At 74.7% G+C, this 16,398-nt stretch carries 17 protein-coding genes and 1 pseudogene; 8 read left to right on the top strand and 10 right to left on the bottom strand.

From position 1 onward, the window contains the following. Complete coding sequence (locus Ae331Ps2_RS08035) at window positions 1-747, top strand: LLM class flavin-dependent oxidoreductase (RefSeq protein WP_075309750.1); 747 nt, start codon at window positions 1-3, stop codon at window positions 745-747. Between the two features lie 30 nt (window positions 748-777). Here the strand turns inward: Ae331Ps2_RS08035 and Ae331Ps2_RS08030 are convergent, their stop codons facing one another. The 5 genes from Ae331Ps2_RS08030 to Ae331Ps2_RS08010 all read right to left on the bottom strand — a co-directional run bounded on the left by Ae331Ps2_RS08030 (window position 778) and on the right by Ae331Ps2_RS08010 (window position 3,247). Then, entirely contained in the window at window positions 778-1,089 is a 312-nt protein-coding gene (locus Ae331Ps2_RS08030; RefSeq protein ID WP_075309752.1) for a hypothetical protein, read from the bottom strand. A gap of 59 nt (window positions 1,090-1,148) precedes the next feature. Continuing rightward, entirely contained in the window at window positions 1,149-1,754 is a 606-nt protein-coding gene (locus Ae331Ps2_RS08025) for an NAD(P)H-dependent oxidoreductase (protein WP_020621566.1), read from the bottom strand. Window positions 1,755-1,878: 124 nt separating this feature from the next. Beyond that, the gene (locus Ae331Ps2_RS08020) at window positions 1,879-2,082 is read right to left on the bottom strand and encodes a CsbD family protein (protein WP_020621565.1); all 204 of its coding nucleotides are present in this window, start codon (window positions 2,080-2,082) and stop codon (window positions 1,879-1,881) included. A gap of 87 nt (window positions 2,083-2,169) precedes the next feature. Next, window positions 2,170-2,598, bottom strand: a complete 429-nt coding sequence (locus Ae331Ps2_RS08015) for a CBS domain-containing protein (protein WP_020621564.1) — start codon at window positions 2,596-2,598, stop codon at window positions 2,170-2,172. Between the two features lie 34 nt (window positions 2,599-2,632). Continuing rightward, window positions 2,633-3,247 carry a carboxymuconolactone decarboxylase family protein gene (locus Ae331Ps2_RS08010; RefSeq protein ID WP_083695339.1) on the bottom strand — a complete coding sequence of 205 codons (615 nt, stop codon included), beginning with the start codon at window positions 3,245-3,247 and terminating at the stop codon, window positions 2,633-2,635. Between the two features lie 189 nt (window positions 3,248-3,436). Here Ae331Ps2_RS08010 and Ae331Ps2_RS08005 point away from each other — a divergent pair, with 189 nt between their 5' ends. Then, window positions 3,437-4,483, top strand: a complete 1,047-nt coding sequence (locus tag Ae331Ps2_RS08005; RefSeq protein ID WP_075309754.1) for a Glu/Leu/Phe/Val dehydrogenase dimerization domain-containing protein — start codon at window positions 3,437-3,439, stop codon at window positions 4,481-4,483. After that, window positions 4,483-5,679: a 4-hydroxyphenylpyruvate dioxygenase gene (gene hppD, locus Ae331Ps2_RS08000; protein ID WP_075309756.1), complete on the top strand. Its 1,197-nt coding sequence runs from the start codon at window positions 4,483-4,485 to the stop codon at window positions 5,677-5,679. Before Ae331Ps2_RS08005 ends, hppD begins: the two co-directional genes overlap by 1 nt. A 44-nt stretch (window positions 5,680-5,723) precedes the next feature. Here the strand turns inward: hppD and Ae331Ps2_RS07995 are convergent, their stop codons facing one another. After that, complete coding sequence (locus tag Ae331Ps2_RS07995) at window positions 5,724-7,121, bottom strand: amidase (RefSeq protein ID WP_075309758.1); 1,398 nt, start codon at window positions 7,119-7,121, stop codon at window positions 5,724-5,726. 148 nt (window positions 7,122-7,269) lie between these two features. Between Ae331Ps2_RS07995 and Ae331Ps2_RS07990 the strand changes: the two genes are divergently transcribed. Next, entirely contained in the window at window positions 7,270-8,247 is a 978-nt protein-coding gene (locus tag Ae331Ps2_RS07990) for a MoxR family ATPase (protein ID WP_083695338.1), read from the top strand. 83 nt (window positions 8,248-8,330) lie between these two features. Beyond that, window positions 8,331-9,197, top strand: a complete 867-nt coding sequence (locus Ae331Ps2_RS07985) for a VWA domain-containing protein (protein ID WP_249265628.1) — start codon at window positions 8,331-8,333, stop codon at window positions 9,195-9,197. A gap of 14 nt (window positions 9,198-9,211) precedes the next feature. Here the strand turns inward: Ae331Ps2_RS07985 and Ae331Ps2_RS07980 are convergent, their stop codons facing one another. The 4 genes and pseudogenes from Ae331Ps2_RS07980 to Ae331Ps2_RS07965 form a co-directional block, all read right to left on the bottom strand. After that, on the bottom strand, window positions 9,212-9,961 hold the full coding sequence (locus Ae331Ps2_RS07980) for a DUF1345 domain-containing protein (RefSeq protein WP_075309760.1): 750 nt from the start codon (window positions 9,959-9,961) through the stop codon (window positions 9,212-9,214). Window positions 9,962-10,013: 52 nt separating this feature from the next. After that, a pseudogene (locus Ae331Ps2_RS07975) lies at window positions 10,014-10,935 on the bottom strand (undecaprenyl-diphosphate phosphatase). A 127-nt stretch (window positions 10,936-11,062) separates the two neighbouring features. Continuing rightward, complete coding sequence (locus Ae331Ps2_RS07970) at window positions 11,063-11,686, bottom strand: DedA family protein (protein ID WP_020622889.1); 624 nt, start codon at window positions 11,684-11,686, stop codon at window positions 11,063-11,065. Between the two features lie 318 nt (window positions 11,687-12,004). Beyond that, entirely contained in the window at window positions 12,005-13,426 is a 1,422-nt protein-coding gene (locus Ae331Ps2_RS07965; protein ID WP_233147676.1) for a helix-turn-helix domain-containing protein, read from the bottom strand. A gap of 170 nt (window positions 13,427-13,596) precedes the next feature. On the opposite strand from Ae331Ps2_RS07965, the gene Ae331Ps2_RS07960 reads away from it, so the two are divergent. The 3 genes from Ae331Ps2_RS07960 to Ae331Ps2_RS07950 are packed head-to-tail and all read left to right on the top strand — an operon-like array spanning window position 13,597 to window position 16,369. After that, entirely contained in the window at window positions 13,597-14,613 is a 1,017-nt protein-coding gene (locus Ae331Ps2_RS07960; protein ID WP_075309764.1) for an amidohydrolase family protein, read from the top strand. Then, a complete protein-coding gene (locus tag Ae331Ps2_RS07955; RefSeq protein WP_083695336.1) occupies window positions 14,610-15,347 on the top strand; it encodes an iron-sulfur cluster assembly protein in 738 nt (245 codons plus the stop codon). Before Ae331Ps2_RS07960 ends, Ae331Ps2_RS07955 begins: the two co-directional genes overlap by 4 nt. After that, window positions 15,344-16,369, top strand: a complete 1,026-nt coding sequence (locus Ae331Ps2_RS07950) for an NAD(P)-dependent alcohol dehydrogenase (protein WP_075309766.1) — start codon at window positions 15,344-15,346, stop codon at window positions 16,367-16,369. The genes Ae331Ps2_RS07955 and Ae331Ps2_RS07950 overlap by 4 nt, the downstream gene beginning before the upstream one ends. Window positions 16,370-16,398 lie beyond the last annotated feature (29 nt).

Raw genomic sequence — 16,398 nt, 5'->3', positions numbered from 1 at the left:
GTGCGCCTGGGCGCGACGCTCGCGCACCTGTCCGACGCGCCGCCCCACCCGGTGGTGCCGTGGGCACGGCGCCTGGCCGGCGCGGGATTCGCCCACCTCTGGGCGCCGGAGATCATCGGCCGCGGCCGGCTCGTGCCGGACCCGTTCGTCGCGCTCGCCGCCGCGGCCGGGGCCACCGACGGAGTCGGGCTGGCGACGGGCACCGTGCAGGTCCCGCTGCACCACCCCGCGGAGCTGGCGCACCGGATGCTGTCGTTGCAGGCCGTGTGCGGGGACCGGCTGGCCCTGGGCATCAGCCCCGGCTCCACCCGCGACGACTACGCCACCCTCGACCGCGACCACCGCACCCGTTTCCGGACCTTCGACGAGAACGCGGCCCGGCTCCGCGACCTGCTGGAACACGGCCACGACGACCACGCCCGGCTCGCCGACCCGCCGGCCGCCCGCCCGCCGCTGCTGCTCGGCTCCTGGGGCGCGAACGTCGAGAAGGCGGCCCGGCGCTTCGACGGCTGGCTCGCCTCGGGCTACCGCACCACCCCCGCGGAGATGATCGAGGCGCTGGGGCGCTACCGGGCCGCCGGCGGGCGCCGCGCCGTCGCCTACGCCCTACCGGTCCCCGCGGGGACCGACCTCGGGCGCCTGGGCGAGACGCTGCACCGCTATGCCGACGCGGGGTTCGACGACGCCGTCGTGGTCATCGAGCCGGACGGGCCGGACCCGGAGCGGGTCCGGGCGCTGCTGGCGTAGCGCCGCGTCGGACCCGGGCCGGTGCCGGTCTCAGGCCCGTTCGACGTGTGCGCGCACCGCGGTGCCGTCGTCGGAGATCCAGCCCTTGCTCCGGGCGTAGCCGAGCATGCCGGCCAGGTCGTCCTCCCAGCCCGGGCCGACCCGACCGGCGGCGAGCCTGCGGACGGCGTCCACCCGGACCAGGACGTGCTCGCCGTCGTCGGAGACCTCGCCGAGCCCGGTGCGGCACACGGTGTCGGCGAGCTCCCCGTCGGCCAGTCCCTCGGCGGCGACGACGTGGAACGCGCGCACGTCACCCGGGTCGACGAGCTCGACGTCGCCCGGGGTGATCCGGAAGTACATCCGTCGAGGTTAACCCGTGCGTACGTGCGGTGGCCGGTTCGGCGCCGCCGCGATCGGGGTCAGCCCGCGAGCTTTCCGGCGACGGTGACCACGCGGGTGGCGAGGTGGTCGAGCGCGGCGTTCTCGGCGTCGCCGAGCGGGGCGTCGTTGTTCGCCCCGGTCACGTGCGAGGCGCCGTAGGGGTTGCCGTCGACGAACTTGGTCGGGTCGGTGTAGCCGGGCGCGACGACGATCCCGCCGAAGTGGTGGATCGTGTTGTACAGGGCGAGCAGGGTCGACTCCTGGCCGCCGTGCAGGGTCTGGCTGGAGGTGAACCCGGCGTAGACCTTGTCGGCGAGCAGGCCCTGGCCCCACTGCGGGCCGAGCGAGTCGATGAAGGTCTTCAGCTGCCCGGCGATGTTGCCGTAGCGGGTGGGGGAGCCGAACAGGACGGCGTCGGCCCACACGATGTCGTCGGCGGTCGCGGCGGGGACCTCGGGTGCGGCCTCGGCGTGCGCGGCCTGCGCCTCGGTGGCCTGGCGCTCACCGCTGGTCGCCTCGCGGGCGACGCGACGCAGGCGCACCTCGGCGCCCGCCTTCTCACCGGCCGCGGCGGCCCGGTGGGCCATCGCGTCGACGGTGCCGGTGGCGGAGTAGTAGACGATGGCGAGCTTCACGGTGCTCATGGTTCCTCCGTGGGGTTCGAGGAGGAGCCCGGTACGGCGTCGGACCCGGCTCGGTACGCCGACGGCCTTCCCGTTCGGGGCGACCGGCATGCCTGCCGGTCGCCCCCGTCACGGTGACGCCGGGTCAGCTCGTCGAGCCGCCCAGCGCGTCCTTGACGTTGCCCGCCGCGTCCTTCAGCTTCTCGCCGGCGTCCTTCAGCGACGCCTTCGACTGCTCGGCCTTGCCCTCGACCTGCAGCTCGCGGTCGCCGGTGGCCTCGCCGGTCTTCTCCTTGGCGACGCCCACGGCGTTCTCGGCCTTGTTCTTGACCTTGTCGGTGAACGACATGACTACCTCCTCGGTGGACTGTGCGTAGGAGGGCGCGCGCCTGCCGGTCCTCACGGGCATGTGACACAGGACACCGGAAATGCGCCCTCACGACCGGCCCGGGGCAGCCGCGCGTTCGTCGATCCGGGCCTGGATGCCGGCGTCGGAGCAGAAGCCGCGACCGTGGCGCTTGAGACAGAGCAGCCCGAGCAGGCGTCCGGAGCCGTCGACCACGGCGACCCGTCGCCGTCCGGCGTCGGCCATCGCCGCCCAGGTCGAGGCCAGGTCGTCGCCGGCGCGGGCCACCCGCCCGTCGAGCGTCCCGAGGGGCGCGACGGGCCGGTCGGGGACCGCCCCGGTCAGGTCGGCCCGGTCGACGACGGCGAGCAGTCGCCCGGCGTCGAGGACCAGCAGCGAGTGCACCTTGGGCCGCTCGAACGCCGCCCACGCCTGCGCGACGGTCGTCGCGGGTCCGCAGGTCTTGGGGAACGTGTGCATGGCCGCTGCCACACACACCCCGTTCGGCGCGGTGTTCATGGCGGACCTCCCCTCCCGCACGGGTTACCCGGACTCACTCCGGCCGGAACACGGCCAGGGCGGTGGCCAGCATCGAGTAGTACCCGGTCAGCCACACCAGCGCCGCGAGCGTGTCACGGCCGAGCGCGTCCAGCGCGGTCGCGTAGGCGCCGTCGCCCAGGTCGTGCTGCGTGAGCAGGGCGCGGACGGTGGTCAGCGCGACCCGCTCGGCCTCGTCGAGACCGTCGGGGACACCGCCGTCGAGCAGGGCCTGCAGCTGCGGGCCGGTCAGCCCGGTGTCGCGGGCGAGGCCCTCGTGCGCGGACCACTCGAACGCCGATCCGTGGTGCACGGCGACGGCGAGCACGGCCAGCTCGCGCAGCCGCGGCGGAAGGTCGTCGTCGGTGCGCAGGGCCGCGCCGACCTGCTGGACGGCGTCGCCGATGCGCGGCGAGAAGAGCATCGTCGCGAACGGGCCGAGCAGCCGGTCGGCGTCGTCGACCAGCGGGACCCTGGCCTGCGCGCGGCGCGGGCCGGTCGCGATGCGGGCGTGCAGCGCGGCGCGCTCGGGATCGAGCCCGGCCGGGTCCGACGGCGCGGTCCGCGGGTGGGCCGGCGGTCGCGGCCTGCCACGCAGGTCGGCGGGCGTCGTGGCGTCGCTGGTCGTCACCGGTCCAGGCTACGGACGCCGACGGCGGGTCCCCGGGGTGACGCCGGTCTCCTGGACGATCAGCCCAGCTGCCCCGGCGGGCTGCCCCGCCGATCTGCGGTAACTGCGTAGCTGGTTCTGGGCCGGTTGCGCAGATGCCACGGCCCGCGGTGTCCTCGCTGCACACCAGCGAGGAGATGGAGGCGCGGGATGGCTCTGCCCGAGTGGGACGGCGAACTGACCTCGGTCCGGTACGATCGGGAGACGGGCGCGTGGTTCGTGATCGGGGTGCATTCGACCCCGCTCGGCCCGGCGTCCGGCGGGACCCGCGCGATGGTCTACCCCTCGCCCGACGACGCCGTCGCCGACGCCCGCCGCCTCGCCGGGGCGATGACGCTGAAGATGGCCGCCGCGGGCCTCCCGATGGGCGGTGGCAAGTCGGTGATCGCGCTCCCGGCCCCGCGCACCGAGCTCGACGACGCGACCTGGCGGCGCATCCTGGAGATCCACGCCGCCAACCTGGAGCTGCTCGGCGGGAACTACACCACCGGCCCGGACGTCGGGACCTGCTCGGCCGACATGGACGTGCTCGCCGGTCTGACCCCGCACGTGTTCGGCCGCTCGGTCGCGGCGGGCGAGCCCGGCTCGTCCGGCCCGATGACCGCCCTCGGGGTGTTCGCCGCGATCCGCGCCGGAGCCGCGGAAGCCGGGTTCGACGGCGTCGACGGGCTGCGGGTGCTGGTCCAGGGGCTCGGGGCGGTCGGCGCCGACGTCGCCCGGCTCGCCGCCGACGCGGGGGCCAAGCTGATCGTCACCGACGTCGATCCGGCCCGCTGCGCCGCGGCCGCCGACGAGCTGGGTGCCGAGGTGGTCGACACCGCAGCGGTGACCACCCGCGCGTGCGACGTGCTGGTCCCGTGCGCCACCGGCGGGCTGATCACCGCCGAGGTCGCCGCGACCGTCCCCACCGCGGTGATCGCGGGTGCGGCGAACAACCTGCTCGCCGACCCGTACGCTGCCGATGTCCTGCGCCGGCGCGGGATCACCTACGCCCCGGACTTCGTCGCGAACGCCGGTGGGGCCATCCACCTGGTCGGCCGCGAGGTGCTCGGCTGGAGTGCTGCCGCCGTCGCGGACCGGACCCGTGCCATCGGCGACACCCTGGCCGGGATCTTCGCCGACGCCCGCGCACACGGCACCACCACGGTCACCGCGGCGGAGAACCTGGCAGCACGCACGTTGACGGGAGAGCACTGATGGACATCCTCACCGACTCCGAGAAGCTCGCCGACCTCGACGCCGCCGCCCTGCGCCGGCTGGTCGGCCTCGTCGAACACGACGACTCCGCCGACCCGTTCCCGGTCACCGGCTGGGACGCCGTGGTCTGGGCCGTCGGCAACGCCACCCAGGCCGCGCAGCTCTACCAGGTCGTCTACGGCATGGAGCTCGTCGCGTACTCCGGACCGGAGACGGGCAACCGCGACCACCACTCCTACGTGCTGCGCTCGGGCGCGGTCCGGTTCGAGCTGCGCGGCGCCGTCGACCCGGACAGCCCGCTCGCCGACCACCACCGCCGGCACGGCGACTCCGTCGTCGACATCGCCCTCGAGGTCCCCGACGTCGACCGCTGCATCGCCCACGCCCGCGCCCAGGGCGCCACCGTGCTCGTCGAGCCGCACAACACGACCGACGAGCACGGCACCGTGCGCACCGCCGCGATCGCCACCTACGGCGACACCCGGCACACCCTGGTCGACCGGTCCCGCTACACCGGCCCGTACCTGCCCGGCCACGTCGCCCGCGGCTCGTCGGTGGCCCGGCCCGCGGACGCGCCGCGGCGGGTGTTCCAGGCGCTCGACCACGTCGTCGGGAACGTGGAGTACGGACGGATGGACCACTGGGTGGACTTCTACCACCGGATCATGGGCTTCACGAACATGGCCGAGTTCATCGGCGACGACATCGCCACCGACTACTCGGCGCTGATGAGCAAGGTCGTCGCGTCGGGGAACCACCGGGTGAAGTTCCCGCTCAACGAGCCCAGCCCGGGCCGGCGGAAGTCCCAGATCGACGAGTACCTGGACTTCCACCGCGGCCCCGGCGCCCAGCACCTCGCGCTCGCGACGAACGACATCCTCGGCGCCGTCGACGTGCTGCGCTCCCGCGGCGTGGAGTTCCTCGACACCCCGGCCGCCTACTACGAGGACCCGGAGCTGCGGGCCCGCATCGGGTCCGTGCGGGTGCCGATCGCCGAGCTGCAGTCCCGCGGGATCCTCGTCGACCGCGACGAGGACGGCTACCTGCTGCAGATCTTCACCAAGCCGATCGGGGACCGGCCCACGGTGTTCTTCGAGCTCATCGAGCGGCACGGCTCGCTCGGCTTCGGCAAGGGCAACTTCAAGGCGCTGTTCGAGGCGATCGAGCGGGAGCAGGAGCGCCGCGGCAACGTCTGAGCGGGCGCTGCCCCGGCGGCGGAGCAGTTCTGGACCGGTTCGGATCAGTCCTGGATCCGCCGCCAGGGGCGGTCGGCCTCGATCGCGTACGCGAGCTCCAGCAGCGTCCGCTCGTCGCCGACCGGGGTCTGCAGGTGCACCCCCACCGGCAGCCCGCCCGCCGTCGCACCGGCGGGCAGCGCGACCGCGGGAGCCCCGGCGACGTTGGCGAGCGGGGTGAACGCGACGTAGTCCAGCAGCCGGGCGGTGAGCTGCTCGATCGGCACCGTCGGCGCGAGCCACCCGATCTCCGGCGGGGTGTGCGCGAGCACCGGGGAGAGCAGTACGTCGTGCCGGGTGAACAGCTCGGCGTGGGTCGCCGCGACCCGGCGCAGCCGGTGCAGGAACACCGGGGTGCGGGCCAGCGCGCGACGGTAGTGGTCGGCCAGACCGTGGGTCAGGCCGTCGAGACGGTGCGGGTCGAAGGTGCGCCCGTGCAGCAGCCGCCCGCCGGTGACCACGGAGAACGCCAGCAACCCCCAGTAGTCGAGGAAGTCGTCGACGAACCGGGTCCCCACCCCGCTGTGGGCCTCGGACACCTCGTGACCCTGCTTCGCGAGCAGCTGGGCGACGGCGGTGACGGTCTCGCGGGTGTCGGCGTCGACCGCCGCCCCGGTGGGGGACTCCAGCAGCAGGCCGACCCGCAGGCGTCGCCGGGCGGGGCCCTCGACCAGGCCCAGCGGTGGCAGCGCCGGGTTGCGGCGCCCGCGGTCGGCGGCGCCCAGGAACACCGCGGTGTCGCGGACCGAGCGGGACACCACGCCGTCGGCGACGAGGTCGATCGGCATCCGGGCGCCGGTCGCGTTCGGCGCGAGCCGGCCCCGCGAGGGCTTGAGCCCGACCAGCCCGCAGGCCGCGGCCGGGATGCGGATCGAGCCGCCGCCGTCGTTGGCGTGGGCCAGCGGCACCACCCCGGCGGCGACGAGCGCGGCCGCCCCGCCCGACGACGCGCCGGCCGAGAAGCGCGGGTCCCACGGGTTGCGGGTCGGCTCGGCGTCGGCGAACTCGGTGGAGGCGTTCAGCCCGTACTCCGGCATCCGGGTCGTGCCCAGCAGGTCCAGCCCGCAGCCGAGCAGCTGCCGGGTCACCTCGGCGTGCTCGCGCGAGGGCGCCGGGACGAACGCCTGGGTGCCGTGGCCCGCGGGCCAGCCCCGGACCTCGACGTTGTCCTTGACCAGCGTCGGCACCCCGGCCAGCGGGCCGTCGACGGCGCCGGTGACGGGATCGGCGGTGCGGTCCAGGGCGAGGCCGTGCAGGTGCGGCTCGACCCGGGCGGCACGCGCGGCGACGGCCGCGTGCAGCTCGGCGGGCGCGACCTCACGGCGGCGCAGCCTCCCGGCGAGGGTGACGGCGTCGTCGTCGCCCAGGGCGTCGTCGGTGAACGCGTGCACGCGTCGGTCCATGTCGGACGATCCTGCACCCCGCCCGTCCGCGTACGACGGGGAGGCCCGGCGCGGGTGGTGTCGCCTCCGCCACCACGGTGGCGTCGGGTGTGGAACAGTGCGCACGGTCCCCACGTGGAGGACGCCACACCCCCGCGGGTGGGGCAGGATGCAGGACGACACCGACGTCACCAGCGCCGAGGAGCACGCCCGTGAAGACCGAGGCAGCCGCCCCGTGCTGACCCCCGCCGTGACCCCTGTGGTGACCCCCGTCGTCGGCCGCGGCCGGGAGGTCGAGCTGCTCGTCGCGGCGCTGGAGGCCGGCGCCCACGTCGTCCTGGAGGGCCCGCCGGGCACCGGGAAGACGACGCTGCTGCGGTCGGTGGCCGAGGAGGCCGAGCTCCCGTTCGTGTTCGTCGAGGGCAACGCCGAGCTCACCCCGGCCCGGCTGGTCGGGCACTTCGACCCGGCCCAGGTCCTGGAGCGGGGCTACAACCCCGATACCTTCGTCGACGGCCCGCTGGCCGAGGCGCTGCGCTCCGGGGCCCTGCTCTACGTCGAGGAGATCAATCGGATCCCGGAGGAGACCCTCAACGTCCTCATCACCGTGATGAGCGAGGGCGAGCTGCACGTGCCCCGGCTGGGCCGGATCACCGCGCACGAGGGATTCCGGCTGGTCGCCGCGATGAACCCGTTCGACGCCGTCGGCACCGCCCGGATCTCCTCCGCCGTCTACGACCGGGTCTGCCGGATCGCGATGGGCTACCAGACCGCCGGGGACGAGACCGCGGTCGTCGCGCTGCGCGGCCCCGAGGTCGACGAGCAGTGGCGGGCCAAGGTCGTCTCCCTGGTCCGCCGGACCCGGGAGCACCCGGACGTGCACGTGGGCTCCTCGGTGCGCGGGGCGATCGACATCGTCCGCATCACCGCGGCGCTGGCGGCCCGGCGCGGCCGGGAGACCACCGACTGGCGGGCCGGGCTGGACGCGGCGCTGGTCGCGCTGTCCGGCCGCATCCGGCTCGCCGAGTCCGGCTCCCGCAGCGCCGAGGACATCGTCCGCGAGCTGTACACGGCCGAGTTCGGCCAGGAACCCGCCGACGACGCCGACGGGGCCCCGGACGGCGGTGATGCGTCGGGGGGAGCCTGAGCCCGCCACCGGCGGGCGGTCCCCGGCCCGCGGACGGCTCCACCCGTCCGTCCCGGCCGCGTGCGCGCCCGGAGGACCGCACGGTGGCCCGCAGCTCCCTGGCGGGCCACCCCGGGTTCACCGAGATCTCGCCCGAGGTCGGGGTGCTCGACCCCGACGCGTTCGACGCCGCGCTCGCCGAGCGTCCCGACGAGACGCTGACGCTGCTCGTCGACATGGGCAGGGCCACCGACGAGAAGCTGCGGGCGGCGGCCCGCAGGCTCGCCGGCCGGGTCGTGCTGGAGATCGGCCGGTCCGGCCGGGTCACCCGGCGCGGGATCGGCAGGCTGCGTGCTGTCCCGGCCGACCGCGGCGGCGACCTGGACCTGGACGCCTCGCTGGGCGCGGTCGCCGAGGCCCGCGCGGCGCGGCGCCCGGTCGGGCTCGACGAGCTGACCGTGCGCACCTGGGCGCGGCCCGCGCTCGCGTTGTGCCTGGTGGTGGACGCGTCCGGGTCGATGGGCGGGGACCGGCTCGCCGCGGCGGCGCTGACCGCCGCGGCCTGCGCGTTCCGGGCACCCGGTGACCACGCGGTGCTGTCGTTCGCCGCCGAGACCCGGGTCCTGCGCGACATCGGGTCCACCCGTCCGCCGTCGGCGGTCGTCGACCGGGTGCTGGGCCTGCGCGGGCACGGGGTGACCGCGCTGTCCGGTGCGTTGCGGGCGGCCACCGCGCAGCTGGAACGGACGCGCGCGGAGCGGCGGATCGTCGTGCTGCTCTCGGACTGCCGGGCCACCGACGACCACGACCCGGTCCCGGCGGCGCGGCAGGTCCCGGAGCTGCTGATCCTGGCCCCGGAGTCCGACCACGAGCAGGCCGCCGCGCTGGCCGCGCGCAGCAACGCGCGGTGGGCGCCGGTCGCCGGCCCGTCGGACGCACCGGGGGTGCTGCGGTCCCTCCTGGGTGGCTGAGCCCCGCCCGGGACTCAGCCGCCCAGCACGTTCACGGCCCGGGAGACGACGAGCGCGATCGTCACCAGCGACACCAGCGCCTGGACGAGCATCAGCATCTTCGCCCACCGGCTCAGCGGCATCACGTCGGTGGGGCTGAACGCGGTGGCGTTGGTGAACGACAGGTACAGGTAGTCGGCGAAGCGGGGCTCCCAGTCGGCGTCGTGCGGGTCGGTGCTCTGCATCTGCACGAACAGGAAGTCCGCGGTGGGACGGCGCCCGTGCGCCCGTGCCGCCGGCCCGCCGCGGTCGAGCTGCCAGTACCAGACCGCGAACGCGATGATGTTGGTCAGCCAGATCGCCGCCCCGCTGGCCAGCAGCGGGGCGGCCGAGCCGCCGGAGGAGCCGTCGAGGATCGCGGTGACCAGCAGCCCCGCCGACACCGCGTTCGCGAGGCTCAGCAGCCCGACCAGGGTCAGCCCGAGGCCGCGCAGCAGCGCCGACTCGCGGTCCATCCGGGCCGGGCCGGCCACCGCGAGCACGACCAGCACCACCAGCTCCAGCGACGGCAGCAGCCACCGCGACACCAGGGTGAGCTGGTCGGGCAGCAGCAGCTGCAGCCCGATCGCGACGACGATCGCCGCTGCGGCGGGCCACCGGTGCTCGCCGGGGGTGACCCGCTTCCAGGCGGGCACGATGCGGCGCCCGCCGTCGCCGAGCCGGTCGAGCTCGCGGCGGATGGCGTCCAGGGCGTGCCGGTGCGGGTCGGCCGACGGGTCGCTCATGACCGTGATCCTGCTCCTCGTCGATCCTGCTCGTGGCTGACCCCGCTCCTCGTCAGCGGAGGGTGAACCACAGCAGGCACGCGAGCCCGGCGACCACGCAGTAGATCCCGAACGGGCGCAGCGAGCGGGTCTCGAAGTACCGGGACAGGAACCGCACCGACAGGTACGCGCCGAGCCCGGACAGCAGGCTCCCCACCAGGATCTGCGGTCGGATGCCGTCCCCGAGCGGACCGGCGAGGTCACCCAGCTTCAGCACGCCCGCGGCCAGGATGACCGGCGTCGCGAGCAGGAACGACAGCCGTGCCGCGTCGACGTGCGGGAGGCCCTTCAGCAGCCCGGCCGTCATCGCGGACCCCGACCGGCTGATCCCCGGGGCGAGCGCGGCGATCTGGGCCGCGCCGACGGTCACCACGTCACGCACCCGGAGCCGCGCGATGCGGTGGTCGGAGGCGACCTCGGTGGCGAGCAGCACGGTGCCCGGCTCGCCGCCGACGGCCGTCGGCGCGACCGGAGCGGGGCGCCGGCGCAGGTGCTCGACGACCAGCAGGACGGCGCCGTTGAGCACGAGGAACAGCGCGGTCGGGACGGGCAGCGCCAGGTAGGTGCGGAAGACCCGGTCGAGTGCGAGCCCGGCCAGCCCGACGGGGACGGTCGCGAGCACCAGCAGCCAGGCCAGGCGCTGGTCGGGGTCGCGGACCTCGCGGCGGGCCACCGACGTCACCAGCCCGCGCACGATCCGCACCCAGTCCGCGCGGAATGCCACGATCAGGGCCAGTGCGGTCGCCACGTGCAGGCCCACGACGAACGCCAGGTACGGCGACCGCGGCGCGCTCACGTCGAGGTCGGCCGCCCTGCTGCCCGCCGATGACGGCGGGCAGCAGGATGCTGTGACCGAGGCTGGAGACCGGGAACAGCTCGGCGACGCCCTGCATCGCCCCGATCACGATCGCCTCGGCCCAGGTCAACGTGCTCACCGCGTGGTCCTCCCCGTGGTCCGGCCGTCCGCTCCGGACGGTGCTCGCCGCGGGCCGCCGAGGCGCGGTGACACGCCGGAGGCGGCCCGGGACGTCGGGGACGTTCGGCGCGAGGGGGGCGACCCGGTCAGGACCGGGCGTCGGCGCGGCGTCGCGAGCCGGTGGCCCGCACGATCGCGGTGCGCCCGAGCACCAGGGACAGCCCGACGGCGATCCCGCCGACGACGAGCAGCCAGGGCCGCGACTCCAGGTCGGTGGCGAGCCGGTCCCCGGCCGCGTAGCCGATCCCGACGAGCACCGCGGCGCGCACCGCGGTGGTGGGGACGATCCAGGCCAGGAAGCGGCGGTAGCCGACCTTGGACAGCCCGGCGGCCAGGTAGGCCGGGATCGCGCCGATGTCGACGAGCTTGGCGCCGATGACGATCCGCGGCAGGTGCGTGTGGACCTCGCGGGTCAGGACCTCGCGACGCTCCTCGGTCAGGCCCAGCCGGTTCAGCACCCGGGCGACGGCCGGCCGGTCGCCGTTGCGGCCGAGCGCGTAGAGCGCCGTGTCCCCGACGACGTCGGCGACGAGCGCGGCCAGCCACACACCCCACCAGGGGAGCTGCCCGGCCCCGGCGAGCGCGGCCGCGGCGACGGTGACGATCGGACCTTCGAGGAATGCCCCGACCCCGATCACGAGGAGCGACCGAACGGGCGCAGCAGGGATCGCGGCCAGCAGTGCGGCCACGGTGTCCGTGAGTCCGAACACGAACGCCTCCCATCAGGTCCTCCACCGAATGGTGCCCTGTCTGCCGCACCGGGCGGCGGGCGCCCCGCCGTCGTCGCGCGACGCGGGCTCCTCGTCACCGGGTGTGACGGCGTCGTCGGGTGGCGGTGTCGAGTCCCGTGGCCGGGCCGGCCGCCGGGTCTCCCGGGGCGTCGTTGCCCGGCACACCGATGGTCCCACCGCCGGCCGGGATCGGCAGGTCCGAAGGACCCGCGGCGGCCGTGAGCACGGCCACCGGTAGCACCGGTCCGGTGAGCGCGTCACCTGTTCGGATGACGGCACCGATGGTGCCGCGGCCGCTCAGCGCAGGGTGGCGATCCCGTAGCGCTGCACCCGCCGGTACGCCGTCGCCCGGCTGATCCCCAGCGTCTCCGCGGCCCGGGTGACGCTCATGCCGTGCTCGGTGAGGCAGCGGACCAGCTCGTCGCGTTCCAGCGACTCGATCCGGGTGAGCGAGCCGGAGCGGGTGGCGAGCAGCTCGGGGGGCAGGTGCCGGACGTCGACCACGCTGCTGCGGGCCGCGGCGTCGCGGACCGTGCGGCGCAGCTGCTCGACGTTGCCCGGCCAGCTGTAGGTCCGCAGCGCGCGGGCGGCGGCGTCGGTGAAGGTGACGCCGTCGCGGGTGAAGTGTGCGGCCAGTGCCGGGACGTCCTCGGCCCGGTGCCGCAGCGGCGGCAGCTCGACCACGACGTCGAGCATCCGGGACAGCGGCTCCGGGACCGTCCCGACGTCGCGCGCGGTGACGCTGAGCGCCGCGTGCGGCAGCGACCGCACCAGCGCCGCCAGCCGGGTCGCGACGGGCGCGGGCAGCTCGTGCACCCGGCCCGCGATCACCGCGGTGTCGGCCTTGCCCAGCTCCGGGGACCACAGCGACAGCCAGGACACCGCGTCCTCGGCCGCCGGTGGGCGGGCGTGCAGCACCCGGTGCCGCGGCGCGACGGTGCGCAGGGCCGCCGCGAGCAGCGCGGACTTCCCCACGCCTGGCTCGCCGACGACCCCGACCCGGGCGCCGTCGCGCAGCGCCGCCCGCACCTCGTCCAGCGCGGTGGTCCAGCTGCGGCCCAGCTCGGCGGTGCCGCCGGTGGGCTGCGGGGCGACCCGGAACACCTCGCCGCGGGGCGCCGGCCGCGGGCTCGCGCCCCGCCCGTGGGCCAGCATCAGCGCGGAGGTCTGCCCGGCCGCGGTGCGGGCGAGCGCCAGGAGCAGCCCGTCGGAGCGTTGCGACCAGGTGGTGAGGTTGATGCTGCCGAGCAGAGACCCGTCGACGGGGTCGAGCACCGGGGCGGCCGCGCAGGTGTAGCCCCAGAGCCCGGTGCAGTAGTGCTCGTCGCCGCGGACCAGCGACGGGACCCGGTCGGCCAGGGCCAGGCCGAGCCCGGTGGTCCCCGCCTCCCGCTCGCCGAAGGCGAAGCCGGGGGCGAGGTAGGTGCGGTCGAGCGCGTCGACCAGGGCCCGTTCGTCGCAGAGCCGGGAGACGACGATCCCGTCGGCGTCGGTGAGCATCAGCGAGATCGGTTCGCCGGGCAGTCCCTCGTGCAGCCCGGCGAGCACCTCGCCGCCGCAGCGGGCGAACAGCGACTCGTCGTCGACGGTGCCGGTGTACGCCGGGTCGACCACCTCGGTGGGGGCGCCGTAGGTCTCGCTGCGTGCCCAGGACGCCGAGATGCGGGCCGGAGCCAAGGACTGCCCCATCGCGCGTACCTCCTCGTACCTGCTGCTCACGACGGTGTCACACCTGCGACGCCGACGCGACACCGTCTCGTCTCAGGTTGAGACGGCGGTCACCACTGCCGCCGCCCGCCGGTTCCTACCTTCGGTGCCGACGCGGGACCCCACCGGCCCGCGCAGTCGCGGGGTGCCCACCACCTCGCCGCGACCTGAGAGGGACGACGATGTACTCGAAGAACGGTGAGTCCTACTTCATCGTGGACGCCCACGTGGCGCTGTGGGACGCGCGCCCGGAGAACCAGCGCAACATCCACGGCAAGCAGTTCATCGACTGCTTCTACGACTACCACCGCAACCTCAGCCCGGAGTCCGAGGTGTGGCCCTACGAGGACTACCTCTACCAGGGCGGCGAGCGGCTGATGAAGGACCTGTTCGCCGACGGCCACGTCGACCACGCCGTCTTCCAGCCCGCGTACCTGGGCGAGTTCTACGCCAACGGGTTCGGCCAGACCGAGGAGGCCTTCGCCCTCGCCCAGGCCCACCCGGACAAGCTGACCTACAACCACCACTGGGACCCGCGCAACGGCGAGCAGGGCCTGCGGCAGCTGCGCGAGGACGCGAAGCGCTTCGGGCTCAAGGGCGTGAAGCTCTACACCGCGGAGTGGCACGGCGAGTCCCGCGGCTGGAAGCTCGACGACCACTGGTCCTACAAGTACCTCGAGGCGGCCCAGGAGCTGGGCATCCGCAACATCCACATCCACAAGGGCCCCACCATCCGCCCGCTGGACCGCGACGCGTTCGACGTCGCGGACGTGGACAAGGTCGCCACCGACTTCACCGACCTGAACTTCGTCGTCGAGCACTGCGGCCTGCCGCGGCTGGAGGACTTCTGCTGGATCGCCACCCAGGAGCCGAACGTGCACGCCGGTCTGGCCGTCGCGATGCCGTTCATCCACACCCGGCCCAAGTACTTCGGCCAAATCCTGGGTGAGCTCCTGTACTGGCTGGGCGAGGACCGCATCCAGTTCTCCAGCGACTACGCCATCTGGACCCCGCGCTGGCTGGTCGAGCGCTTCGTGGACTTCCAGATCCCCGAGGAGCTGTCCGAGTACGCGCCGCTGACCACCGCCCAGAAGAAGAAGATCCTGGGCCTCAACGCCGCGAAGATCTACGACATCGAGGTCCCCGCCGAGCTGGCGCTCCGCGACGAGACCCCGCAGGAAGTGCCGGTGGCCTCGTGAGCGCGCCGGCCCTGACCGCGCACGCGACGCGGGCCGAGCAGGCCTGGCGGGCGCTCGACGCCGTCGTCGACCCGGAGCTGGACGAGCCGATCACCGACCTGGAGTTCGTGCGGACCCTCGACGTCGACGGCGGCCGGGTCACCGTGCACCTGCGGCTGCCCACCGCGTTCTGCGCGCCGAACTTCGCCTACCTGATGTGCTCCGACGCCAAGGACGTGCTGACGGCGCTGGACTGGACGACCGCGGTGACCGTCGAGCTCGACGACCACCACGACTCCGACCTCATCAACGCCGGGCTGGCCGCCGACGCCGGCTACAAGGGCACCTTCCGCCACGAGGCCGAGTCCGACCTCGACGAGCTGCGGGTCACCTTCCGGCGCAAGGCGCACGCCGCCGCGATGGAGCGCTCGCTGACCGGGCTGCTGCGCCGCGACCCGGACCGGGCGCCGGAGACGCTGCACGGAGTCACCCTGGCCGACCTGCCCGCGGGCCCGACCACCGACGCGCTGCTGCGTCGCCGCGTCACGCTCGGACTGGGCACCGCGGGGCACCTGCCGGTCCTGGTCGGGCACGACGGCGTCCCGTACCCGGCCGAGCAGGTCCCGCTGAAGCTGCGGATGGCCCGGTCGGTGCGGATCTCGATCGAGGGCAACGCCCACTTCTGCCGGGGGCTGCTGAAGACCCGCTACCCGGAGTCCGTCTCCGGGGACACCACGAAGGGAACCCGTCCGTGAGAGCAGTACAGGTCGTCGGCTACCACCGGCCGATGGAGCTGACCGAGGTCGCGAAGCCGGAGGTCGCCGACCCGTTCGACGTCGTCGTGCGGATCGGCGGAGCGGGCGTCTGCCGCACAGACCTCCACGTCCTCGAGGGTCAGTGGGCGGAGAAGTCGCAGGTCGCGCTGCCGTACACGATCGGCCACGAGAACGCGGGCTGGGTCGAGTCCGTCGGCTCCGCGGTGACCCACGTCCGCGAGGGCGACGGGGTCATCCTGCACCCGCTCGCCACCTGCGGGCTGTGCCGCGCCTGCCGCTCCGGCGACGACGTGCACTGCACCGCCTCGGCGTTCCCGGGCATCGACACCCACGGCGGGTACGCGGAGTACCTGCGCACCTCGGCGCGCAGCGTGGTCAAGCTCGACCCGTCGCTGCAGCCGGCCGACGTCGCCGCGCTCGCCGACGCCGGGCTCACCGCCTACCACGCGGCCGCCAAGGCCTCGCGGCGTCTCGGTCCGCGCGACACGTGCGTCGTCATCGGTGCGGGCGGGCTCGGTCACATCGGCATCCAGGTGCTCAAGGCGCTGACCCCGGCCCGGCTGGTCGTGCTCGACCGCAACGCGGACGCGGTGAAGCTGGCGCTGGAGATCGGCGCCGACGACGGCATCGTCGCCGACGGCGGCCAGGTCGACGAGGTCCTGTCACGCACCGGTGGGAACGGCGCCGAGGCCGTCATCGACTTCGTCGGCGAGGGCGGCTCCACCGCGCAGGGCCTGGCGATGACGCGGCGCGCCGGGGACTACCACGTCGTCGGCTACGGCGAGAACGTCGACGTCCCGACGATCGACCTGATCTCGGCCGAGGTGAACGTGGTCGGCAACCTGGTCGGCTCCTACAACGACCTGTGCGACCTGATGGAGCTGGCCGGGCGCGGGCGGGTCACGCTGCACACCACGAAGTACGCGCTGGACGACTTCCAGTCCGCGCTCGACGACCTCGACGCGGGGAAGGTCAGGGGACGCGCCATCCTGGTGCCCTGACCTGCTGGTCCGCCCGCGGTCCCGTTCAC

This window comes from Pseudonocardia sp. Ae331_Ps2 (assembly GCF_001932405.1).
GTDB lineage: Bacteria > Actinomycetota > Actinomycetes > Mycobacteriales > Pseudonocardiaceae > Pseudonocardia.
Note: the sequence above shows the minus strand (reverse complement) of the source record. Positions and strands in the feature narration are given on the sequence as shown.

Excerpts from the sequence above, each read along its gene's own strand:
- Ae331Ps2_RS07960 (WP_075309764.1), top strand. The coding sequence starts at position 13,597 with ATGTACTCGAAGAACGGTGAGTCCTACTTCATCGTGGACGCCCACGTG.
- Ae331Ps2_RS07980 (WP_075309760.1), bottom strand. The coding sequence starts at position 9,961 with ATGAGCGACCCGTCGGCCGACCCGCACCGGCACGCCCTGGACGCCATC.
- Ae331Ps2_RS07990 (WP_083695338.1), top strand. The coding sequence starts at position 7,270 with ATGCAGGACGACACCGACGTCACCAGCGCCGAGGAGCACGCCCGTGAA.
- Ae331Ps2_RS08030 (WP_075309752.1), bottom strand. The coding sequence starts at position 1,089 with ATGTACTTCCGGATCACCCCGGGCGACGTCGAGCTCGTCGACCCGGGT.
- Ae331Ps2_RS08005 (WP_075309754.1), top strand. The coding sequence starts at position 3,437 with ATGGCTCTGCCCGAGTGGGACGGCGAACTGACCTCGGTCCGGTACGAT.
- Ae331Ps2_RS08020 (WP_020621565.1), bottom strand. The coding sequence starts at position 2,082 with ATGTCGTTCACCGACAAGGTCAAGAACAAGGCCGAGAACGCCGTGGGC.
- hppD (WP_075309756.1), top strand. The coding sequence starts at position 4,483 with ATGGACATCCTCACCGACTCCGAGAAGCTCGCCGACCTCGACGCCGCC.
- Ae331Ps2_RS07995 (WP_075309758.1), bottom strand. The coding sequence starts at position 7,121 with ATGGACCGACGCGTGCACGCGTTCACCGACGACGCCCTGGGCGACGAC.
- Ae331Ps2_RS08015 (WP_020621564.1), bottom strand. The coding sequence starts at position 2,598 with ATGAACACCGCGCCGAACGGGGTGTGTGTGGCAGCGGCCATGCACACG.
- Ae331Ps2_RS08025 (WP_020621566.1), bottom strand. The coding sequence starts at position 1,754 with ATGAGCACCGTGAAGCTCGCCATCGTCTACTACTCCGCCACCGGCACC.